This window comes from Pseudoalteromonas sp. MM17-2 (assembly GCF_022347945.1).
GTDB classification, from domain to species: Bacteria; Pseudomonadota; Gammaproteobacteria; order Enterobacterales; family Alteromonadaceae; genus Pseudoalteromonas; species Pseudoalteromonas ruthenica.
In genome coordinates this window covers 13,553-34,987 of record NZ_JAKRFV010000028.1, presented here as the reverse complement: position 1 = coordinate 34,987, position 21,435 = coordinate 13,553, and the positions used below count along the sequence as shown (strand labels likewise).

Annotated in this window: 21 protein-coding genes; 9 read left to right on the top strand and 12 right to left on the bottom strand. The window is 48.3% G+C overall.

Translation table 11 applies throughout. The features are described from left to right. Positions 1-111 precede the first annotated feature (111 nt). From MHM93_RS17780 to MHM93_RS17755, 6 genes are all read right to left on the bottom strand, one after another. A complete protein-coding gene (locus MHM93_RS17780; protein ID WP_239450050.1) occupies positions 112-516 on the bottom strand; it encodes a GNAT family N-acetyltransferase in 405 nt (134 codons plus the stop codon). A 10-nt stretch (positions 517-526) separates the two neighbouring features. Next, positions 527-1,219, bottom strand: coding sequence for an HAD-IA family hydrolase (locus MHM93_RS17775; protein ID WP_239450049.1), 693 nt, complete (start codon positions 1,217-1,219; stop codon positions 527-529). Positions 1,220-1,221: 2 nt separating this feature from the next. Then, a complete protein-coding gene (xerC, locus tag MHM93_RS17770) occupies positions 1,222-2,154 on the bottom strand; it encodes a tyrosine recombinase XerC (RefSeq protein ID WP_275444320.1) in 933 nt (310 codons plus the stop codon). Beyond that, positions 2,151-2,762, bottom strand: coding sequence for a DUF484 family protein (locus tag MHM93_RS17765; RefSeq protein ID WP_022943591.1), 612 nt, complete (start codon positions 2,760-2,762; stop codon positions 2,151-2,153). Before MHM93_RS17765 ends, xerC begins: the two co-directional genes overlap by 4 nt. Continuing rightward, a complete protein-coding gene (gene dapF / locus MHM93_RS17760) occupies positions 2,759-3,589 on the bottom strand; it encodes a diaminopimelate epimerase (RefSeq protein WP_239450048.1) in 831 nt (276 codons plus the stop codon). The genes MHM93_RS17765 and dapF overlap by 4 nt, the downstream gene beginning before the upstream one ends. 66 nt (positions 3,590-3,655) lie before the next feature. Next, positions 3,656-3,841, bottom strand: coding sequence for a lipoprotein (locus MHM93_RS17755; protein ID WP_239450047.1), 186 nt, complete (start codon positions 3,839-3,841; stop codon positions 3,656-3,658). Positions 3,842-3,987: 146 nt separating this feature from the next. Here MHM93_RS17755 and cyaY point away from each other — a divergent pair, with 146 nt between their 5' ends. The 8 genes from cyaY (at position 3,988) to add (ending at position 13,555) form a co-directional block, all read left to right on the top strand. Beyond that, a complete protein-coding gene (gene cyaY, locus MHM93_RS17750) occupies positions 3,988-4,308 on the top strand; it encodes an iron donor protein CyaY (RefSeq protein ID WP_026110922.1) in 321 nt (106 codons plus the stop codon). Beyond that, a complete protein-coding gene (locus MHM93_RS17745) occupies positions 4,309-4,968 on the top strand; it encodes an alpha/beta fold hydrolase (protein WP_235420180.1) in 660 nt (219 codons plus the stop codon). A 22-nt stretch (positions 4,969-4,990) separates the two neighbouring features. After that, the gene (locus MHM93_RS17740; RefSeq protein ID WP_239450046.1) at positions 4,991-5,866 is read left to right on the top strand and encodes a DUF2914 domain-containing protein; all 876 of its coding nucleotides are present in this window, start codon (positions 4,991-4,993) and stop codon (positions 5,864-5,866) included. A gap of 18 nt (positions 5,867-5,884) precedes the next feature. Continuing rightward, a complete protein-coding gene (hemC, locus tag MHM93_RS17735; RefSeq protein ID WP_239450045.1) occupies positions 5,885-6,826 on the top strand; it encodes a hydroxymethylbilane synthase in 942 nt (313 codons plus the stop codon). 15 nt (positions 6,827-6,841) lie between these two features. Then, positions 6,842-8,680 carry a uroporphyrinogen-III synthase gene (locus MHM93_RS17730; protein ID WP_239450044.1) on the top strand — a complete coding sequence of 613 codons (1,839 nt, stop codon included), beginning with the start codon at positions 6,842-6,844 and terminating at the stop codon, positions 8,678-8,680. Position 8,681: 1 nt separating this feature from the next. Next, complete coding sequence (locus MHM93_RS17725) at positions 8,682-9,794, top strand: heme biosynthesis HemY N-terminal domain-containing protein (protein ID WP_239450043.1); 1,113 nt, start codon at positions 8,682-8,684, stop codon at positions 9,792-9,794. A gap of 27 nt (positions 9,795-9,821) precedes the next feature. Continuing rightward, positions 9,822-12,488, top strand: a complete 2,667-nt coding sequence (locus MHM93_RS17720) for an ATP-binding protein (RefSeq protein WP_239450042.1) — start codon at positions 9,822-9,824, stop codon at positions 12,486-12,488. A gap of 62 nt (positions 12,489-12,550) precedes the next feature. Continuing rightward, positions 12,551-13,555 carry an adenosine deaminase gene (add, locus tag MHM93_RS17715; RefSeq protein WP_045979492.1) on the top strand — a complete coding sequence of 335 codons (1,005 nt, stop codon included), beginning with the start codon at positions 12,551-12,553 and terminating at the stop codon, positions 13,553-13,555. Between the two features lies 1 nt (position 13,556). Here add and MHM93_RS17710 read toward each other — a convergent pair whose 3' ends face one another. The 4 genes from MHM93_RS17710 to MHM93_RS17695 all read right to left on the bottom strand — a co-directional run bounded on the left by MHM93_RS17710 (position 13,557) and on the right by MHM93_RS17695 (position 16,735). Further along, on the bottom strand, positions 13,557-13,970 hold the full coding sequence (locus tag MHM93_RS17710; RefSeq protein ID WP_239450041.1) for a CBS domain-containing protein: 414 nt from the start codon (positions 13,968-13,970) through the stop codon (positions 13,557-13,559). Between the two features lie 151 nt (positions 13,971-14,121). Further along, entirely contained in the window at positions 14,122-14,835 is a 714-nt protein-coding gene (gene fre, locus MHM93_RS17705) for an NAD(P)H-flavin reductase (RefSeq protein WP_045979494.1), read from the bottom strand. Between the two features lie 69 nt (positions 14,836-14,904). Then, positions 14,905-16,371, bottom strand: coding sequence for a 4-hydroxy-3-polyprenylbenzoate decarboxylase (ubiD, locus tag MHM93_RS17700; protein ID WP_239450040.1), 1,467 nt, complete (start codon positions 16,369-16,371; stop codon positions 14,905-14,907). Positions 16,372-16,429: 58 nt separating this feature from the next. Next, positions 16,430-16,735 carry an MliC family protein gene (locus tag MHM93_RS17695; RefSeq protein WP_082342288.1) on the bottom strand — a complete coding sequence of 102 codons (306 nt, stop codon included), beginning with the start codon at positions 16,733-16,735 and terminating at the stop codon, positions 16,430-16,432. Positions 16,736-17,103: 368 nt separating this feature from the next. On the opposite strand from MHM93_RS17695, the gene MHM93_RS17690 reads away from it, so the two are divergent. Next, positions 17,104-19,062, top strand: a complete 1,959-nt coding sequence (locus MHM93_RS17690) for a S9 family peptidase (protein WP_239450039.1) — start codon at positions 17,104-17,106, stop codon at positions 19,060-19,062. A 109-nt stretch (positions 19,063-19,171) separates the two neighbouring features. Here the strand turns inward: MHM93_RS17690 and MHM93_RS17685 are convergent, their stop codons facing one another. Together MHM93_RS17685 and MHM93_RS17680 are read right to left on the bottom strand one after the other, a co-directional pair. Next, the gene (locus tag MHM93_RS17685; RefSeq protein ID WP_239409445.1) at positions 19,172-20,458 is read right to left on the bottom strand and encodes a hypothetical protein; all 1,287 of its coding nucleotides are present in this window, start codon (positions 20,456-20,458) and stop codon (positions 19,172-19,174) included. A gap of 121 nt (positions 20,459-20,579) precedes the next feature. Next, a complete protein-coding gene (locus tag MHM93_RS17680) occupies positions 20,580-21,431 on the bottom strand; it encodes a tetratricopeptide repeat protein (protein ID WP_239450038.1) in 852 nt (283 codons plus the stop codon). Positions 21,432-21,435: the final 4 nt, after the last annotated feature.

Below are 21,435 nucleotides of genomic sequence, written 5' to 3'. Positions count from 1 at the left end.
GTATAACAAGAGTTCCAGCTTGGCTAAATAGAATACTGTTTTTATAACCAGTGCGCTGTCTCTTTGTCATGAGCTATGGTTTTGCAGGCCCGAAACTGGCACTTGATGGCTTTATAGCAGCTTGCTAAATACAATCTTAGTATCGGCATCAATTTGGCTGTTGGCAGTGAGTTGTAGGTACTGGTGCTTTGCTAACATGGCACGCATAGCGCTAAAGCACAGCATGCTCTTAACTTGAATTTCTTGATAGCCACGGGCCTTGGCCCAGCGCTCTTGATATTGCAGCAGCGCACTGGCTACCCCTTGAGAGCGATAACTGGGCACCACACCGCCAAGCCAGCTATAAAAACACTGTGGTGACAACGCAAAGCCCAGTTTAAAACCGATAATATGGTGTTGCTGATAAGCCACGAGAGCAAGGAAAGGAGCCGCCGCGATTTTTCGCTCATAGCGAGCCAGGCTGGCCCCAGTGGCAAGCTCTGGAATACGACGCTGAGCTGTTAAACACTCGGACAAACTAACCTGTTTAAGTGAGAATCTCGAGCTCATGGATATCGCTAATCTCCATATCCGCTAGCCCCTTGTACTGGTAGCTAATCGCTTGGTTATTTAGCCATACACTCTTACAACCAGCATTATTAGCGCCTTGTACATCGGTGTCTAAGCTATCGCCGATATGGATTATTTGCTGCGGTGTGACCGCCATTGCTTGCGCTGCTTTGTGGTAAAGGTCGCTATAAGGTTTTGCACGACCGTCCGGGCCGGCCATAAACACGGCATCAAACTGGTCATGAAGGTTAAAGCGGGTGACATCGACATTACCGTTGGTGATGGCTATCAGGCGAAAGCGTTGGCGCAAAGTGTCCAATAATGCCAGCACACTGTCGGCAACAACAATGTCACTACGAGCCTTGGCAAACGCCCGATAGGCATGCTCAGCATGGCTGCTATCAACGCCCATGTGAATCATGGCATGAGTAAGTGCTTGCTTACGTAGGGCGGTAACATCATGCGCTAATGCTGGCTGCTGCATTAACGCCTGTTCGCGACAGTATTGCCAAAAATCAGCTTCTTGCTCGCGCCACTGCGGCAATGTTTGTAAGTAATCATGTTGCGCCTGCAGTGCAGCCTTAATGACCGGATGATTGTTATACAGTGTGTCATCCAAATCAAAACTGAGCACTTTGGCTTGCTCTAAGGCGCGATTAAATCGAATCATAGTTACTTCTGTTTTTTGGCTCTAGGGTGGGTATTATCATACACCTTAGCAAGATGTTGAAAGTCCAAATGGGTATAAACCTGAGTGGCGGACAAGCTGCTGTGTCCAAGTAACTCTTGCACCGCGCGCAAATCACCACTGGACTCAAGCACATGCGAAGCAAAAGAGTGGCGTAGTTTGTGTGGGTGTACCTGGGCACTAATCCCTTGTTTGACGCCCCATTCACGCATGCGCTCACGCACGTGACGAGCAGAAATGCGCAACTTGCGCTGTGATAAAAATAGCGCATCAGAGTCTTGGCCGATCAGCGCTGGGCGTATTTTTAGCCACGAGTTTAATGCGCTAATGGCTTGGCGGCCCACAGGAACAATACGCTCTTTACGGCCTTTACCTAGGACCCTAACTTCTCCGCCACGCACGTCTATATCGGTTACATTTAAGCTCACCAGTTCGCTGATCCGCAAACCACTGGAATACATCAGCTCCATCATGGCTTTATCACGAACTGCAAGCGGGTCATCATCATCAATATCCAACAATTGATGCATTTGGTCTACATCTAAGTTACGAGGCAGGGGCTTATCGAATTTTGGTCCTTTTACGTACTGCGCCGGGTTGTCGTGGTGCTGGTGGTAAAGCTTCAAATAGCGAAAAAAAGCCCGCAGACAACTTAATTTTAAACTGACGGTACGAGCGCTTAGGCCTCGTGCTCGCAATGACATGGCGAACCGGCGAATATCATCAGCGCTTAAGGTCAGCCAACCATCACGCTCTTCATGATAATACCTCGCTACTTCAAGAAGTTGCCGTTGATATTGCTCTAGTGTGAGTGGCGAATATTGTTTTTCAAAACGAAGATAATCGCTGTACGATTGGACAGGTGCGGCCCAAGTATCAGCCATGGTCGAAAATGTTAGCGCCTGCGACTCGCTCATGAACTGGTAGCGAGACGCTCTTGTAATGCTTTCACAAACTCGAAGATAAAAAAGCTGTCCTGCGCGGGCTCAAAATGCAGTTCATCTTCGCTGGCAAATGCGAGCAATGCTAAGGGCGCATCCGGTTCACCAATTAAGTACAATGCCGCGCTCTTGCAGGTATGATTAAAGATCAATGCCTGCTCTTGCTCCGAGAGACGTCCTAAATAATGGCCTTGTGCATGTAAACGGCTATTTATTAGCGGTTGCAGAGCATCATTGTACTGAACCAACTTGCACTCGTTAAGCTGCAGTTGCTCGCAAATAAGTTGCTCTAGGCTACTGGCAAGCTCGACAAATTCACAGTCACTCATAAGCTGGCGATGACAGGCACTGAATACTTGGTAAACCTGTTCGTTTTGCTTCGCTTGACTTACAAGTTGTTGTAATTGTTCTTGAAGAGCAAGGTTTTGTTCTCTTAATAGCTGCTGCTGGCGCAGTTGTAAGGAAGCGACGCTCTCATGCTGAGAGCCAAAGTTCATACAAGCAAACACGCCCGGATTTTCTAAAAAGAAGTCTGGGTTCTGTTGTAGGTATTCACTGACTTGCTGTGTAGTTAATTCGCTCATAAGGCTATTTGTCCGTCAAAAACATGCTCAGCGGGGCCCGTCATCTTGACTGGGTGACCTTCACCTTGCCACCGTATTTGCAATGCTCCGCCTGGTAGGTCTACCTTGACGTTGCGCCCAAGCTTGCTTTGCAACTGGCCGACAACGGCGGCTGCACATGCACCGCTGCCACAGGCTAAGGTTTCACCTGCGCCACGCTCCCACACTCTGAGTTTAATATGAGACTCGTCAATAATCTGCATAAAACCGACATTGGCACGCTTTGGAAAGCGTTCATGCTGCTCAACAGCTGGACCTAGGGTGTGCACCTCGGCGGCAGTAATGTCTTCAACCTCGATCACACAGTGTGGATTGCCCATCGATGCGGCGCCCATAAATAATGTATGTTCTTGGTGGCGAAGAATATACGTTAGCTCACGCTTATTGGCTTGCAGCGGTATTTCTTTGGGCTCTAATATTGGCTGCCCCATATTGACCGTCACTTGCCCGTCTTTTTCAATATACAGCGTCATATTGCCGCCTTTAGTAGAAACGGTGATTTTATGACGATTAGTGAGTCCCTTCATACGTACGAAGCGAGCAAAACAACGTGCGCCGTTACCGCATTGTTCAACTTCGTTGCCATCGGCGTTAAAAATGCGGTAATGAAAGTCTAAATCCGGTGAATAAGGTGCTTCCACCATGAGCAGCTGGTCAAAGCCAACGCCAAAATGGCGATCCGCCAAGCGCTTGATCTGGTCTCGGGAGAGAAAAATATTTTGGGTAACATTGTCCACGACCATAAAGTCATTACCCAAACCATGCATCTTTGAAAAGTTAACTAACATAACGCTTTATAATCGCTCACTCTATGCTGTTACTATGCCTACAAAGTTGCGCCAAGGCCATTGCTTTTACTGCTGTGGCGACGGCTCTGCGTTATCGTTTGCGGTTTCCTTGGTATTTAGCGGTGTTTCTGCTTGTTGGTTATCTACTTGTTCTTGTTGTGGCAAATAGAGTGCGCCGCTTTGACCACACGCACTGAGAAGCGTTAAGCTGGAGGCTGCAAGGATACGAAGCAAACGATGACTTTTGTACATAGCGATTCGATAGATAATTAATATGACTCGTTTTATAATCGCAGAGTAACAGAAAATACAAAAAATGTAGTCGTTGCTGTTGAATTATTTCCCATCGAACGTTACTGCGAGCATATAGGAGCGCAGCCACAATGAGCGAAACCACCATGACCGATACCGAATACCATCAGTTAGCCGATGCCTTGATGCTAACAATAGAAGAGCAGATAGACGATATTGATGCGGATTTAGATTATGAGTCTGCAGCTGGCATATTAGAAATTATCTTTGCTGATCGCAGTAAAATTGTCATTAATAAACAAGCGCCATTACATCAAGTTTGGGTCGCTACTAAGTTTAACGGACACCATTTTGAACTACGCGGCGATACTTGGATTGATAACCGCTCTGGTGCGGAATTTTGGCAGTTTATGTGTGATGCGGCGAGTAAACAAGCGGGTGTTGAAATCCGCTGGGAGCATGATTAAGTGAGTAGCTTTGACGGCGTGAGTGTGTTTGATGCGCCAGAGCACAAATGTACAGTTATCTGGCTTCACGGTTTAGGCGATTCTGGTGAAGGGTTTGCACCTGTTGCTGCACACTTAAACCTACCAGCCGAGCTCGGGGTCAAGTTCCTCTTCCCACACGCCCCGGTGCAAGCGGTGACCATCAATGGTGGTATGGAGATGCGGGCTTGGTACGACATCAAATCTCTTGATCTAGATAAACGTGCAGATGCCCAAGGTGTGCAACAATCGGCGCAAAGTATCAGTGCATTAATAGACGAGCAGATAGCGGCCGGGATCCCTGCGGATAAAATTATTCTAGCTGGCTTCTCTCAAGGGGGAGTTATCGCCTTACACTTAGCGCCGCGTTACCATCATAAGCTGGCCGGTGTTATGGCGCTATCAACCTATATGTCTGAGCCTGAGCGCTTAACGGATGAGGCCCGCCATCGCGATCTTAATATTTTCATGGCTCATGGCGATTTTGACAATGTGGTGCCTTTAGAAGCAGGTAAACAAGCCTATACTTACCTGCAAAATGAAGGCATGAACGTGTCTTGGCAATCTTACGCTATGGCCCACCAAGTCTGTGATGCCGAGCTGCACGCTATTCGACAATGGCTGCTTGAGCGACTAAGTTAATAATGATTCAGGAACAACGGTAATGGGACAAAAAATCGTGATCACAGCGAATATGAATAACAAGACTCAACGTATTGAGCGCAAGGAAGTGCAATATCAATGGCATTGGCGCCGCATCGTTGGTGCTGCAACGCTTGGTTTGTGTTCTGTGGCTGCGATTTGGTACCTTGCATTTACGCCTGCCAACGCCGAGCAGGGCGAGGTGAATACGGCGTCCTCCGATGGTATACAGAGTCAGGCTGAAGCGTCTAATGAAAGTGCGCAAGAGGTCACGGTTGCAAAAGCAGCACCCGTCGCGTCAGCTGCGCAGGCACCAGTGCAATCGAGCCAGCCCCACAAAGAAGATGAAGTAGAGGCTGACTCAAAGAGCGCCATGGTGGAGTCTGAGCAAACGCTGGTGGCACAAGTGAGTACCAATGAAACGAGCACTGTTGAGAGCTCCACGTCCGCGTCCTCAACTGAGGCACAGGCGAATGACACGGCAGTGGATGCGCCTGCGCCCGAGAGTGAGTTTAATACTGAGGCTAAAGTAGCAAGCTTGTCTCAAGGCACCAAAATTGACACCGACAAGGTAAGCCGAGCGGTGCTCACAACCGCTGTGCAAGACCGTGAACCGATTAACTCTCTTGGCCAAGAAGTAAAAACCAGTGACTTCCAGCAACAGCTGTTTTTCTTCACCGAATTACATGGTTTACAAGGACAAAAAGTAAAGCATGTGTGGTACTTTAATGACCAAACTATGGCCAACGTTGAGCTCGGTGTTCATACCACTCGTTACCGTACCTTCTCGTCTAAGAACATCATGCCAAGCCAGCTCGGCACATGGCGAGTAGAGCTGAGAGACGAAAATAATAAACTATTGGCTACCCGAGCATTTCGCTTGGTTGGCTCACGATAAATTCGAAGTAGGAATTTCATGACCAATTCGACCGCGCGAGTGCGTATTGCTACTCGCAAAAGCGCCTTAGCGCTATGGCAAGCTGAGTTTGTAAAAGCGCAACTAGAGCGTTATCACAGGGGTATTACCGTAGAGCTCGTCACCATGACCACCAAGGGTGACATTATTCTTGATACGCCACTGGCAAAAGTGGGTGGAAAAGGCTTGTTTGTTAAAGAGCTTGAGCAAGCGATGCTGGATGGTCGCGCTGATATCGCTGTGCATTCAATGAAAGATGTCCCGGTAGAGTTTCCCGAGGGTCTCGAGTTACACACCATCTGCGAGCGTGAAGACCCTCGTGACGCCTTTGTTTCGAATACGTTTGATAACATTGATAGCTTGCCCGCAGGTGCTGTGGTCGGCACGTCCAGTCTACGTCGGCAGTGCCAACTTAAAGAGCAGCGCCCAGATTTAGAGGTGCGTGATTTACGAGGTAATGTGAACACCCGCTTGGCTAAACTAGATGATGGTCAATATGACGCCATTATTCTTGCTGCGGCCGGTTTAATACGGTTGCACATGCCCGAGCGTATTCGCAGTTATATCAGTGCTGAGCAATCACTCCCTGCCAATGGCCAAGGGGCTGTGGGTATCGAGTGTCGCAGTGATGATACGGCGATTAAGGCATTGCTAGCACCGCTGGAGCATCGCGAAACCCGGATTCGAGTTGATGCCGAGCGAGCGATGAATCGTCGACTTCAGGGAGGCTGCCAGGTTCCAATAGGAGCCTATGCCGAGCTCAACGAAGATCACGTTTATTTACGTGGTTTAGTGGGTTCGGTGGATGGTCAGCAAATTTTACGGGCTGAGATCACCGGTCCAGCTTCTGAAGCTGAGCAGCTTGGTATTTCGCTAGCGGATGACCTGTTAGCGCAAGGGGCGGGAAGTATTCTTGCCGAAGTATATGGCGAACTAAAATAATACGGATTTATTACTATGGCGCATATTGTGGTCACCCGCCCTCAAGGCAAAGGAGAAGCACTCGCTGAGCTGTTGATTGCTGCAGGTCATCGCGTCAGTACCACACCTGTGCTGCAGATTGACTATCTCTCGGTCGACGCAAATCAGCTGGCTACCCTTGATGAGGCTGATATCGCTATTTTTGTGTCGCAAGATGCTGTGCAAGGATTGTATCAACAGCGCGATACCTTACCCGCCAATTTGGCTTGCTTTGCGGTTGGACCCACGACCGCTCAAGCCCTTGAACAGCAATTCTCATGTAATGCCAAGGTGCCAAAAAAACAGCATGACTCTGAAGGGTTATTGAGATTACCCGAGCTGCAGCAGGTTGAAGGTAAAACAGTCGTGTTAATCAAAGGCCGAGGTGGGCGCACTTTGATTGCCAAAACGCTGAAAGACCGAGGTGCTTTTGTTAACTCACTGGTGACTTACGAGCGCAAAGCTGTCAACGGTAGCAGCAAGGCATGGTTACAGCAGTGGCAGCAGCAGGGTGTTGAGGCGTTGGTAATCACCAGTAACAGTGGTGCAGATGCTATTTTTGCTTGCCAAGATGAAAGCCTGTTACAGTGGCTTAAATCAAGGCAATTTTATATTGTAAGTGAGCGCACTAAGGCGCACCTAGTGAAGCTTGGGGTGAAAGGCGAGCAAATTAAGGTTGCAGCCGATGTCGACAACGAGGCCATTGCCGCATGTATTGGTGCCGAGCAGGAAGGAAACATGAGCGAACAACCAAAAAACACACCAAAGAGTGAGCCTGCGCCAAGCGCAACACAACCTAAAGCAGTACCATCACAGAGTAAACCAATGACACAAAAAATAAGTAAAACAGCCGTTCTAGCGTTGCTGGTGGCATTGGCTGCGGCTGGGGTAACTGGATATCAATATTGGTTACAACAGCAGGCGCAAGACCAAGAACAGAACCAACTACAACAGCATTTAGAGCAGCTACAAAGCGATAATCAAGCGCTCAATCAACGCCTCGAAGCATTGGCCAACGCTCTGCAACAACAGCAGCATAGTGCTCAGCAATGGCAACGACAGTTTAGTGATAGAGTTAATGGTGAGCTAAGTGCTAATCAACGTGCCGTAGCTGGGCAAATAGAGCAAGCCATTGATGGCTTGAACAATCAAGAGCAACCGCCGTTAGACATCAACGAAGTGAAGCGCTTGGTCGCCATGGCTGATTTTCAACTTTGGTCGGAAGCGAACTACGCAGGCGCTGCAGCAACGCTGAAGCGACTCGATGCATTACTGGCAAGTTATCCTGGGAATGCCCAATTAAGACGCGCTATTCACACTGATTTACAGCAGCTGGCCAGCATCGAAGTGGCCGATGTTGAAGCGGTGGTGCTTCGACTTCACGGCCTTGGTGGTCAGGTCGATAAGTTACAATTTAATATGGTTGAATTGGCGCCTACCAAAAGCAATGGCGAGCAATCACAGGCATTGTCGGACAATGTATCTGATTGGCGACGCAATTTAGCTGCAACCTGGGATAAGCTGGTGGATGATTTTATAAAAGTGCGCAAGCGCGAGGCCGTTATAGAGCCATTATTAGATAACCAGCAGCAGCGACTTATTAAACAGCGACTTCACTTTTATCTCGATCAGGCAGGCTTTGCCGCTAGCCATAAACATCCCAAGTTGTATACACAAGCTTTGCAGAGTGCCGCCGATATCGTGACGCGTTACTTTAACCTGCAACAACCGCAGACCAGCCAGTTTTTGGGTCAGCTTAAACAGCTCCAATTAAAAACCTTGGTTCCTCAGCAGCCAGTTACGCTCAGCTCTGTTCAGGTTGTGGGGGAGTCTTAATATGGCGCGTTTATTAATTGTTTTTATTGTTATTGCTGCAGTTGCAGCGATAGCGCCTTGGCTGATAGACGAAAAAGGTTATGTTCTTATTGCGTTCGGTCAGTGGACTGTAGAGGGAAGCATTGTAAGCTTCACCATTCTTACTGCCTTGGCGCTGTTTCTTGGCTACTTAATTTACAGCTTGGTGCGCTATGGCTGGGGCAGTTACCGCAATTTGCGTCATGGCTTTTTCGCGCGCGCCAAAGAGCGCAAGCAGGCCGTATTGGAGCAAGCGATTTGGGCGTTGATTAATGACGACATGGAGCAGCTGCAACATACATTGAGCAAAGGCAAGGTGGAAGACCATTGGCAGGATTTTGCATTGGCAATGCGCGCCAAAGCAAGTTTGCGTCAAGATAAGCCAGATCTAGCCCTAAACTTGCTTGATGAACTCTCGGATACCAACCGTGCGAAACCTGCGGCACTGTGGTTAGAGAGCCACTCAGATGCAGAGGTATTAGCGACCTTACGGCAACAGTGTAATAGTAAAAAAGCGACATCACAGCAGCTAAATTTGTATGCACAGGTGCTACTAAGATTACGCAAGTACAGTGAATTTGCAGAGCTAGTGCCGCGTTTGGTGAAATCACAAAGTCTTAATGAATACCAATGGGACTGGGCGCTACGACAATATTTCCAAGGAGCAGATAGAGCTCAGCTCGATAAACGCCAAAATGAGCTGCCAAAGCATATCCGTGAGGCGGCACATACACACTATTTACGTGCTGTTGTGCGCATAGGCGACATTGCGTCGGTGACTGATGCCCTGAAGAAGTTATTGAAACGCGGTGAATATTCGCAATTATTGTCTATCCTTAGTGAGATAGAGCAAGGTGACGTTGAAGCGCTGCAAAAGGCACTGCAACAAGAATTGAAGAAGCAACCTGACGAAGCAGAAATGCTATTGTGCCTCGCTTACTTGGCACAAAGCCAAGGAGAGCATGACCTCGCATCGCGTATTTTCGATAAGGTGCTAGCACAACAACAAACCCTGCCTCATCCGCAGCGTGCGATGCGTAGTTATCGCGCAACGCAGCAAGCTGAAAAAGCATTATTGGTTCTCGATCACAGCTAAGACTTAAGACCAGAAGCAGGGAAGGTAATGAAGAATCTCTTTAACTTAACCTTTGTAGTAGCACTGGGTTACTTCATTACCGGCTTTTTAAGCAATGCGCTACTGGCTATTGATGGCTATGCGGTGGCTTCCTGGCCTCCCTCAGGCATAGCGTTAGCGGCATTATTGATTGCAGGGCGGCGAGCGTTGGTTGGCATTGTGCTTGGCGCGTTGATGACCAACTTACTTCACCTTGAAGTGGTCGCCGACATCTTACACTGGCAAGTTGCTTTGCATGCGGCCTCTGTGACCGCAGCTTCAACTGCTCAGGCCTTTCTAGGCTACTGGGTCATCACTCGAATAATAAAAGCGCCTCTGGATCTCTCAGACCTCAAACTGACCATCACCAGTATTATTTTTGGTGGACCAGTTGTTTGTGTCTTTGCCGCTGCAGTGGGGACTGAGCTGCTGATCACTAATGAGGTTATTCCTGAGGTGGCGCGATGGGACAGCTTCGTCACTTGGTGGATAGGCGATAGCATCGGAGTTATGATTTTTACTCCGTTGTTGTTGGCAGGTTTCAACTTCGCGGTGATGCGTCATCGCTTACAAGTGATTGTGCCATCCATGGTGATTTATGCGGCCATTAGCCTGACCTTTTATGCTGCTGCAACCAATAAGCACAATAAAGACCAAGAATTATTCCAAGCTCAAGCTCAGGTCGTTGTTGACCAATTCGACGAAATTCTTACTCGCCTGCGGGCCAATACTCAAGTGCTAGCATCCTTCATTGGTAATCAACAGTCGGTGACTCGTGGCGAGTTTCGTGAGTTCACGGCTAAACAGATGAATTACAATCCAGAAATCAACGCGCTGGTGTGGATGCCTAAAGTAAAAAGCCAAGATATCGCTCAGTTTGAACAATCTACCACGGTGGAAATGAGTAACCCTTTCAAAGTGTTTGCCCGCTATGAGCGCGACGCTAATAACGGCGCGCACTTTCCGGTTTACTACGGCCACTTTTCTCAAGGAATGCGACAGGTTTTTGGTTTAGATATCAGTGCTGAGCCTTATTTTAAGCACCTTCAAGCATATAAAGGTGAACTCTTTGTCACTGATACCTTTGCGCTAGAGAGTAGCCCTCAAGGAGACTTAGGGTTTTTGGTGTTGTCGCCTGTCAGAGCCAAAGATAAAAGTATCAGAGGGTATGTGGCTGCGGTGGTTAGCTTGCCCTTGCTGCATCGCTCGGCGATGGCCAACCTGACCTTTAATAATGTTGGGGTTGAGCTGGTGGATATGAGTGCACAGCCTCATAAAGTTATTTTACCTTTAGCGCAGTCCGGACCCGTTATCATGCGTCATGACTTTGCGATCGCTAACCGCCAATGGCAACTTACTTTGCACCGCCTAGGGATAGCCCACGCATGGTCTGGCTACTGGTATGCACAGGTCATAGGCATGTTGTTTGTGTGGTTACTAATTACTTTTTTAATCGCCATTACCGGCAGTAATATTCGGGTGCGTGACCAAGTAGCAAAACAAACCCGGGTGTTACGAGAAGAAAAAGCCAAAGCTGATAGTGCCAATGACGCTAAGTCTCAGTTTCTGGCTAACATGAGCCATGAAATTCGTACGCCAATCAATGGCATTAAAGGTTTGCACTATTTAGCGTTGCAACAACAAGATTGGCCACAAGCACAGCAATATATCACTCAAGCCGACAGTGCTCTGAGCGTATTACTTCGGGTGCTCAATGATATCCTCGACTTTTCGAAAATGGAGGCAGGCAAACTAGAGTTGTATCAAGAGCCTTTAGAACTTGAAGAGCTGTGCAAAGAACTAAAACACCTTATGAGTGTGGAAGCGGGTAACAAAAGTTTAGTGATTGACTATGAAATAAACGAGGGAGTGAACCCTGTATTCCACACCGATGCGATTCGCTTGAAGCAAGTGTTATTAAACCTGCTGAATAACGCCGTTAAATTCACCCAGCAAGGGGCGATCCGCCTAAAGGTAGACGAACACGATAACGAGCTTTGCTTTAGTGTCACGGATACCGGCATGGGCATTCGCGAAGATATTCAAAAGCAATTGTTTAAGCCCTTTTCTCAAGCCGATGGCTCCACCTCGCGACGCTTCGGCGGCACAGGGTTAGGTTTGAGTATCTGTCAGAAACTGGTCACTTTAATGGGCGGGCGTATTTCCCTAGAAAGTGAAGAGGGGCTAGGCTCGTGTTTTCGTGTCTATTTGCCCAAACAAAGCCCTTTAGCTTTGCGTCCCGATGTGCCCAAGGCGAAAGAGCAAGCCACTTTGGAGTTAGACCTCACCGGCGTCGCTATTTTGTTAGTTGAGGATAACTTATTAAACCAACAAGTTGCCAAAGCCATGCTCGAGGGCAAAGGAGCTCAGCCTGATATTGCTAATGATGGTGTCGAGGCTATTGAGATGGTGAGTGAAAACCACTACGACCTAGTATTAATGGATATTCAAATGCCGAACATGGATGGTTTAACCGCAGCTAGAGCTATTCGCAATGAGCTACTGCTAGACGACTTGCCAATTATTGGGCTCTCTGCCAATGCTCAAGAGCATGACTTTAAGCTAGCTGAGCACTACGGCATGAATGATTATGTGGTCAAACCCATAGACGCGGAGCGGCTATTTAGTAGTATCGCCATGCAATTAAAACAGCACCCAGCGAAGCAGCACGCGTAGCTTGAATTTATCCCTCAAGTGCGTATGATCCGCGAAATTTTATCGAAACCTAGGGGGTCATTATGATCAATCGCCAGTTACCATTGCTCGACTTACACCGCCACCTTGATGGCAATGTGCGTGCCAAAACAATTTTAGAGCTTGGTCAGCAGTTTAATCTTGACCTTCCAGGCAGCGATCTTGAATCGCTACGCCCTCATGTTCAGGTAATCGAGGTTGCACCAGACTTAGTCTCATTTCTGGCTAAGCTGGATTGGGGAGTGAAAGTGTTAGGGGATTATGACGCCTGTCGTCGTATTGCTATTGAAAACGTCGAAGACGCAGCGGCACAAGGTATTGACTATACCGAGTTGCGCTTTAGCCCCTATTACATGGCGATGAGTCATGGTCTGCATCCGCAAGGTGTCGTGGAAGCGGTGGTTGATGGCATCCACAGCGCGGTGCAAGAGCATGACGTTCAAGTCAACTTAATTGGCATTTTATCGCGTACCTTTGGCCAGCAAAAGTGTCAGCAAGAACTCGATGCCATCTTAGCCTTCAAAGAGCACATGGTCGCCGTTGATTTAGCTGGTGATGAGTTGGGCTTCCCCGGGGAGTTGTTTGTTGATCACTTTAGGCAAGTTCATAAAGCCGACTTGCGAGCGACTATTCACGCTGGCGAGGCCGAAGATTCACGCAGTATCTGGCAAGCCATTGAAGGATTAGGAGCTGACCGCATCGGCCATGGCGTTAACGCCGCCAAAGACCCTAAGCTTATGGATTATTTGCGCGATCACCGTATCGGTATTGAATCTTGCTTGACCAGTAACGTACTGACCAGCACAGTGGCACAAATTGATACACATCCGCTCAAACAATTTTTAGAGCATGGCATTTTGGCTAGCATCAACACCGATGACCCAGCGGTGCAAGGTATCGAGCTTGCTAATGAGTATCAGCATGCTGCATACCAAGCCGGCCTCAGCCAAGAGCATATCACTCAGGCCCAAGAAAACGCCCTGACTATTGCTTATTTAAGTGACGGTGATAAAGCTGCATTAAAAGTGAAAGCGGCGCAGCGTTCATAAATTAGGCTGCATTGCAGCTTTGATAGCTGCGACTTAGCGCATGTAAAACCTGAGTACGGCTAATGATGCCTATCACTTTGTTTTGCTCCACTACGGGGTATTGCTTGGGTTTATGAGGTTGTTGCATTTTTAGCGCAACCTCCAGCAGTGGCGTCTGTGTGGATGTTGTGAGCACATCTTGATGCATCACATCAGCCACTGTAATGCGGCCATCACAAAAATAGCTATTGATGGTCAGCGGCGCCAGACAATCCTGCTCCGACAAGTAACCCACCACCTGTTGTTGCTCATCAACAACAGGTGCGCCTATAACCTGATGTTTCTTGAGCAGCGCAATGGCCGCTGTTAGTTCCAAGTCTGGGCTGAGAGAAAGAAAGCTGCGGCTCATAGCATGCTGTACTTTTAAATCGAACATAATCTGTCACTCCTTTAAGTCTTAGGAGCAGTGTAGGCTTGTCTTTTTGATAGGTAAAAGGGAATAAATAAATGGAAGTGTTCGATTTAACGGATGGTTGAGTGAGAGTTAGCCCTACATCGGTGGAATGTAGGGCTTTAGCTTGCTGCCTCTATTTGATAAAAGCAAATGCGTCGGCAAACATATATTCGCGCTGGGCACCATGCTCAATGAAGTCGTCGCGTACAATGCCTATCATATCGAAGCGTCCCGCCATATAAATAGAGTAAGGCTCCAAGGAAACAATATCTTTCATCACCGCGTGGTGCACAAGGCCGGTATGACCATGCCATTCACCTTGAGGCTGCTCAACCACCGGGATAAAAGTGAAGTTACTGCGTTTAGCTGCCCACTGCTGCATTTCCTCTTTGGCATATAAAGCATCTTCATGCTTCACACCCCAGTAAAAAAAGACGGGACGGTCACAGTCAATTTCAGCTAGGTGGTCGGCCATTGATTTTACGTATGAAAAACCGGTGCCACCGGCTAACAATACCACCGGACGGGTGCAGTCGATGCGTAACTGCGATACGCCTAAACCTACTTCAATCAGCGCTTGGGTGCCATTTTCATGGTGCTGGCGCAAATGATCGAGGGCTTGCATCGCATAGCTATCAGCGCCCGATGCGCCGATATGCAGCTCAATTTGCTGTTTTTGGCTTGGGCGGCTGGCGATAGAGAAGGCGCGCTTATCTTTCTCGGCTAAAACGAGCTGCAAGTAGTGACCCGCTTCAAACTCAGCTGGCTGCTCGGGTGCCAAGACAACCTTGGAAACAAATTCTGTCAGTGGCGTGATGCTTACCACATCCGCTTTTAGTGTTTGCATGATTAACCTTTATGATTTTAGCTGCGCCACAGCGTATCACATAAGCGGCTGTGGCGATAAGTCTGCACTTTAGTCGATACCTAGGGAATCCCAGATTTCGTCAACGCGTTGTTTGACCTTGTCATCCATAACGATAGGCTCACCCCATTCGCGATCCGTTTCTCCTGGCCACTTATTGGTTGCGTCCATGCCCATTTTCGAACCTAAACCAGAAACAGGTGAAGCAAAGTCGAGATAATCGATCGGGGTGTTTTCCACTAGGGTGGTGTCACGAGCGGGGTCCATACGGGTGGTGATCGCCCAAATGACATCATTCCAGTCGCGTGCGTTGACATCGTCATCACAAACGATGACGAACTTAGTGTACATAAACTGGCGTAAGAACGACCAGACTCCCATCATTACGCGTTTTGCATGCCCTGGATACTGCTTTTTCATGGTCACTACGGCCATGCGGTAGGAGCAGCCTTCTGGGGGCAGGTAGAAATCGACAATCTCTGGGAATTGCTTTTGTAGTATAGGTACAAACACCTCGTTCAGGGCGACGCCTAAAATAGCCGGCTCATCGGGTGGGCGGCCAGTATAGGTGCTGTGATAAATAGGGTTTTCACGGTGCGTAACATGCGTCACCGTCATAACAGGGAAGTCATCGACCTCATTGTAATAACCGGTATGGTCACCATAAGGGCCTTCCGGGGCGCGCTCGTCTTGAGCAATGTAACCTTCAAGCACGAATTCGGCACTAGCGGGAACCTGTAAATCGTTGGAAACGGACTTGACCACTTCGGTCTTACTGCCACGAAGTAAACCTGCAAAGGCGTATTCACTCAGAGTATCGGGCACAGGTGTTACCGCGCCTAGTATGGTGGCAGGGTCGGCTCCGAGGGCAACCGACACCGGATAAGGTTCACCCGGATGCTCTTTACACCACTCTTGAAAGTCAAGCGCACCACCGCGATGGGATAGCCAACGCATGATGATCTTGTTTTTCCCCAATAATTGCTGGCGATATATACCGAGGTTCTGACGTTTCTTGTACGGGCCCTTGGTAACGGTTAAGCCCCAAGTGATCAACGGTGCAGCATCACCTGGCCAGCAGTGCTGAATGGGTAGGCGGGTTAAATCTACTTGCTCCCCAGCTAATACCACTTGTTGGCATGGGGCTTTCTTCACTTCCTTCGCTGGCATATTAAGCACTTGCTTGAACACCGGCAGCTGGCCTATAGCTTCTTTAATACCTTTCGGGGGCTCAGGCTCTTTTAAAAAGGCCAACAGCTTACCTACTTCACGCAAGGCCTCTACATTATCTTGGCCCATACCTAGGGCTACGCGTTCAGGAGTGCCAAAGAGGTTAGCTAATACCGGAATGTCGTAACCTTTGGGGTTTTCAAATAACAGGGCCGGGCCTTTAGCGCGCAATGTGCGATCGGCTATTTCCGTCATTTCTAGGTAAGTATCGATGGGCTGGCTAATTCGTTTGAGCTCGCCGCGCTTTTCCAGTAACGCGATAAAGTCGCGAAGATCTTTATATTTCATTACGCCTCGTTAAGCCTGAGTGTTTGCAGCATTATACTGTAAGCCAATGGAAAAGCGATCAGTGGCTACGGTGACACTGCCAGGTTTCATTCCCTATCATTAGCATTGCTTCATCGCCCTTGCCCCAGAAGGTCATTTCACCGTTAGTATATTTGTTTCCGGAGGCCGAGCGTTCTCCCGATAAACTGTAAGTATCGCCGTCCAGCGTTAATGTGGCCGTGCTGTCGTTATATTCGACCTTTAATGTCGATCCAGAATCACACCGATAGCTAATGCCAACGGAATTTTCTGATGGTTCTATGGATAACTCTGAACACGCAGATAACAAAGTGACAAGTAATAATATTATTAGGGAGGGCTTCATAAGTGAAAGACTCCTATTTTGTGGACAACTACAGTGTAGCGTATGCACTTCACTGGGCCTATTACCCTTTTTTAGGATTTATTGAAGCTGCGTTAGCTCTCTGTTTTTTTGCTATGACATGAGCGCCCGACCCTAGGGGAGAGCGACGATAAATGAAGTTACCAGTAAGAACAAAAAATCGCGGGCGCATTCAGTGCTGGTATTGCGCTGATTCTGCATCGCACACAACGTTGGGTTAGATACAGGTTTAATAACCCTTTCATCTGGCCCGTAGCTGGAACCGTAATAGCTATCGCGGTACACTCTTGTAACTTATTTAACAAAAATAAAAAGTACTACTTTTAAAATACATTTCATGGAGTGAAATAATGAAATTATTTATTGCCCTGCTGTTGGGGCTTGTTAGCACGGCCGTTGGTGCCGAGGAAGCCAAAACGGAGCTTATTCCTCTAGAGCATTTCTCCCGTAGCGCACAGTACCACTCTCTTAAATTATCTCCCGATGGCGCCTACCTAGGGGCGATGACCAAAAAAGAGGGCAAGGATGTCCTGATTATTCTTGATACCGAAAACTTCAAAGTGCATCACGGCGTCAGCTTTCCCAGCAACGCACAGGTTGGCAATTACCAGTGGGTCAATAATGAGCGCGTGGTGTTAAGCAAAGAATACTTACGAGGCTGGAAAGACCATCCTGAATACTATGGCGAATTATTCGGCGTAAACGTCGATGGTAGCCGCTCTAAATATCTGATGGGCTATCAGGGTGAGCAACAGACGGGCTCGCGTTTACGTAAGGCGACCTCCGTATACGGCACCTCTTATATTCTTGACCCATTGGTTGATGATGAGCGACATATGCTGGTGGTTACCTACCCTTGGACTGGCAGCAAGGAGCCCCATACCATCGTTTATGAAGTGGATGTGTATCGCGGGTTACGCCGTCAGGTCACCCGCTCACCGTCGCGTATGGCGCAGTTTTTAACTGATGAGCAAGGACGCTTACGGGTATCGGTCTCTACTGATAATTACACCGACCAAGAGATTCACTTACGTGACCTTGATGAGGGTCAGTGGGTTGAGCTTGAGCGCGGGGCTATGGGGTTGTCAGATATCAAGTTGCATGGCTTTAACCAAAAAGGGGATGTCGTGTACGCCAGTGCCTCTAAAAATGGTGAACCAGCTGGCCTTTATAAGTTGAACTTAGAGACTAAAACCCATGAATTGGTCTATCAAGAAGAGCATGTCTCTCCTAGCAAGGTATGGGTTGATGAGGTCGATAAATCGGTATTCGCGATTGAGTACGAAGCGCAATATCCTAATTATGCTTTTGTCGATAAGAATGCGCCTATGACAAAGCGTCTTAAGGGGCTTTTGCAAGCCGTTCCCGGGCGCCAAGTGCGTATCACCAGTAGCACCGAAGACGGTAACCTGAGTGTGGTGTGGACAGGTAGCGATCGTCACCCCAGTAGCTTTTACCTGTTTAATGCCAGTACCAACGAGTTGAAGTTTTTGTTCTCGTCGCGGCCTTGGATTGATACTACGCAAATGTCACAAACCAAGCCCATTCAGTATACTGCGCGTGATGGGCTGAATATTTACGGTTACTTTACCGTGCCCCATGGTAAGGAATTAAAAGACTTACCATTAGTTGTACTTCCCCACGGCGGCCCCCATGGTCCTCGTGACTGGTGGGGATTCGATCCCGAAGTACAGCTCTTGGCTAGCAGAGGCATAGCGGTGTTGCAGGTAAACTTCAGGGGCTCAGGCGGCTTTGGTGGCAACTTCCAGCGTGCAGGGTATCGCAAATGGGGCAGTGATATTCAGTATGACATTATTGACGGTGTTAACTACGTGGCAGAGCAAGGCTGGGTTGATAAAGATAATATGTGCATCATGGGAGCCAGCTTTGGCGCTTACTCAGCATTGCAAAGCGCTATTATTGAACCCGATATGTTCCAATGTGCGGTGGGCGTAGTCGGGGTCTATGATTTACCGTTGATGTTTGATGAGGGTGACGTGGCTGCTCGCGATAGTGGCCAGCGCTACTTACGCAAGGTCTTAGGCAGCGACAAGAAGCAGCTAAAGGCGTTCTCACCGAGTTACAATGTCGATAAATTAAAGGCGCCCGTACTCATTGTTCATGGAGGAGAAGATCAGCGCGCCCCTATTGAACAGGCTGAGTCTTTGATAGCCGCCTTAGATAAGGCCGAACATCCGTATCAATATGTGTTGCTGGAGGATGAGGGGCACGGCTTTTATAACGCCGAGCACCAACTTCATTATTACCAGCAGATGATCGCGTTTGTCACTGAACACCTTAATTTATAAAAGGTTTAGCTTGTGATTGAGCGATGTAAAAAGGCCCTGTTTTAAAACAGGGCCTTTTAGTAAGAAAATGGCCTACAGCCGCAAGGGCAAGCAGGCCACGGGAACAAACCTAGTGTGCGTGGTCATGCTCATCTTCAGCGATACCTAACCACTGCAATTTACTGGCAGCAAAGTTAAGCTCTTGGGTCGCAGTGATGGCCTGCGACTCTAAGTCCACTTTGTGTAGCATGTTCTCTTGCTGATTGAGCACGTAAAGAGCTTCCTCGTCTGCGGCAACCGCTAACTGGTAGTTCTCTGATACCTCAGAAAAAAGGTTGAAGTGAGTGCTGTGATGCCAGCCTCCATCGCCTTCAAAAACGTGTAAGTCACCGTGATTATCGAGAATAAAGTAAGCACCGTGATGAGCGCTAAAGGTGCTAGCCAAAGCATCGACGTCGGCTTCATCACGCCATAACACTTCGGTCATATCATGATTCTCTGGGTCAAGGTTGAACAATCGCTTTGCTGAGGTAATGGCAAGCAGATCATGCGAGTTATGGCTTGCTTTGATGGTGCCAATGCGACCCTCAAGCCCCTCAGGGTTGGCTATCTTATGAGCACTGAAGCTCGTATCTTGCTGCTCTATTAGCAGTACTCCATCGCTACAACCAAAGGCGATATGTTCTTCATTTTGCGCGCTGCCGTGGAGCATCGGGCAGGTTGGTGCAAAGCGTAGTTCATGGTGAAGATGATCATCATGGCGGTGAAACAGCTCAACTTGGCTAGGCAATACAGTGTCACTGCTGGCCTCTCGATAGGTTGCTAGCACGTAGTCGCCGCGTATCTGTGCGGCACCATGCATATAAGTAGCAAACTCATGGTGGGCAATTACCTCACCTTCGCCAATATGATGATCGTCAAGCAAGGTGACTGATGCGTTGACCGTGTTTTGTTTATCACCATCGAAAAATAAGGCCGCTTGTTGCTCTGCAGCGTCAAAGTGTGTCGGCTTAGCACCACTAAGTTGTAACGATGACAAGCTAGGGGCTTGCTCGTAAGGGTGCATATGGTCGCCATGGTCTTCGCTATAAACGCCACCATCAATAAACTCTACTAAGCCTTGGTCTCGCTGGATTAGCGCGGCGTAACGCAATGAGGGTGTAGCGTACATGCCAGATACCACATGCGTTGTCGGTAGTAGCTCGACGAGGCTTAAGTCCTCAGCGTTAAATACGCTTACTTCAGCCTGTTCTGCCGCCGAAATTAACAGGCGCCCAGCGATGTGTTCATCATTATGCTCATGCTCTGAATGCTCTTCAGGTACAGCTTCTGTGGGTTGATTTAGGTCATCGATACTGTCGCCACAACCCCACAATAATGTCGTCGCAACTAATAATGGTAAATAACGTAAGCGCAAAGCAAGCTCCTTAATAATTATTCTGGCTCCATGTTTTGTTATATAGTAACAGCAAGATGTTGTATTGCAACATAACATTGCTTGGCGTCGGCTTTTAGTAACAACTAGGAGCTATCGCTTACTAGCTACAGTGCTTTAGCGCTATTTTAGCTTTAGGATGGTTTTGTTCGGCGGCTTTTTTGAACCACAGACATGCTTGTCGAGTGTCTTGTTCAGTGCTTTGGCCTTTTAAATACATGTCACCTAAGTTGTATTGTGACCAGGCATCACCTTGCTCCGCTCCTCGCTGAAAAGCGCTCAATGCCTCAGCCCACAAGCCTTGACGAAAATACTCAATACCTTTTTGGTTGGCTTGATTTAATTTAGGTCCTTCGTAGAGAGGTTTTGGCTTAGGCCGTGGACGAACGATGCCGCCGTCAATGTAGATATGCTCGGGGCGACGGGCTGAAATAATCGTGCCCTGCGCAAATAAAGGGGCGAGCTGCTGACGCTCAAGAGAGATGGAGTTTGTTAAAAAGTAGCTATCAAGCATTAAATTATCCATGCTGATGGCTTTGTCTGTGCCGCTTTCTCGCTTATAAGTGACACTACTCACTTTGAAAGTGACGGTATCAGGATCAACAGCTTTAACCTGAAGCACTTGATACCCCGGCGCTGCGTCTTTGCCAAGTGCACGACTTAAGCCTTGCTTTTCGAAGACGTACACATCCCAAACTTTGGGCGCAGCTAAGTTGGCAGCCATTTGTTGCCCTTGTTGGTGGTTATGATTAACAAGCAAAACCACTAATGCTGCAATAAGCCACAAGCCCAAGCTATGGTAAGTCGCCCAAATGAACCAATGACTCAGAGCTGCGCCGGGCCTGCCTAGCGGCATCAAGGGCAAGCCATAAGCACTGAGAACTGAATAGCGGCCAAAGCGTTTATTGATATGAGTCGGAGCGAGTCGCTCGGTGGGGACGGCAGAGACTGGCATACTA

What these genes read in the sequence shown, in the direction of transcription:
- MHM93_RS17775 (WP_239450049.1), bottom strand. Translation starts at nt 1,219, where the DNA reads ATGATTCGATTTAATCGCGCCTTAGAGCAAGCCAAAGTGCTCAGTTTT.
- xerC (WP_275444320.1), bottom strand. Translation starts at nt 2,154, where the DNA reads ATGAGCGAGTCGCAGGCGCTAACATTTTCGACCATGGCTGATACTTGG.
- MHM93_RS17765 (WP_022943591.1), bottom strand. Translation starts at nt 2,762, where the DNA reads ATGAGCGAATTAACTACACAGCAAGTCAGTGAATACCTACAACAGAAC.
- dapF (WP_239450048.1), bottom strand. Translation starts at nt 3,589, where the DNA reads ATGTTAGTTAACTTTTCAAAGATGCATGGTTTGGGTAATGACTTTATG.
- MHM93_RS17755 (WP_239450047.1), bottom strand. Translation starts at nt 3,841, where the DNA reads ATGTACAAAAGTCATCGTTTGCTTCGTATCCTTGCAGCCTCCAGCTTA.
- cyaY (WP_026110922.1), top strand. Translation starts at nt 3,988, where the DNA reads ATGACCGATACCGAATACCATCAGTTAGCCGATGCCTTGATGCTAACA.
- MHM93_RS17740 (WP_239450046.1), top strand. Translation starts at nt 4,991, where the DNA reads ATGGGACAAAAAATCGTGATCACAGCGAATATGAATAACAAGACTCAA.
- hemC (WP_239450045.1), top strand. Translation starts at nt 5,885, where the DNA reads ATGACCAATTCGACCGCGCGAGTGCGTATTGCTACTCGCAAAAGCGCC.
- MHM93_RS17730 (WP_239450044.1), top strand. Translation starts at nt 6,842, where the DNA reads ATGGCGCATATTGTGGTCACCCGCCCTCAAGGCAAAGGAGAAGCACTC.
- MHM93_RS17725 (WP_239450043.1), top strand. Translation starts at nt 8,682, where the DNA reads ATGGCGCGTTTATTAATTGTTTTTATTGTTATTGCTGCAGTTGCAGCG.
- MHM93_RS17720 (WP_239450042.1), top strand. Translation starts at nt 9,822, where the DNA reads ATGAAGAATCTCTTTAACTTAACCTTTGTAGTAGCACTGGGTTACTTC.
- add (WP_045979492.1), top strand. Translation starts at nt 12,551, where the DNA reads ATGATCAATCGCCAGTTACCATTGCTCGACTTACACCGCCACCTTGAT.
- MHM93_RS17710 (WP_239450041.1), bottom strand. Translation starts at nt 13,970, where the DNA reads ATGTTCGATTTAAAAGTACAGCATGCTATGAGCCGCAGCTTTCTTTCT.
- fre (WP_045979494.1), bottom strand. Translation starts at nt 14,835, where the DNA reads ATGCAAACACTAAAAGCGGATGTGGTAAGCATCACGCCACTGACAGAA.
- ubiD (WP_239450040.1), bottom strand. Translation starts at nt 16,371, where the DNA reads ATGAAATATAAAGATCTTCGCGACTTTATCGCGTTACTGGAAAAGCGC.
- MHM93_RS17695 (WP_082342288.1), bottom strand. Translation starts at nt 16,735, where the DNA reads ATGAAGCCCTCCCTAATAATATTATTACTTGTCACTTTGTTATCTGCG.
- MHM93_RS17690 (WP_239450039.1), top strand. Translation starts at nt 17,104, where the DNA reads ATGAAATTATTTATTGCCCTGCTGTTGGGGCTTGTTAGCACGGCCGTT.
- MHM93_RS17680 (WP_239450038.1), bottom strand. Translation starts at nt 21,431, where the DNA reads ATGCCAGTCTCTGCCGTCCCCACCGAGCGACTCGCTCCGACTCATATC.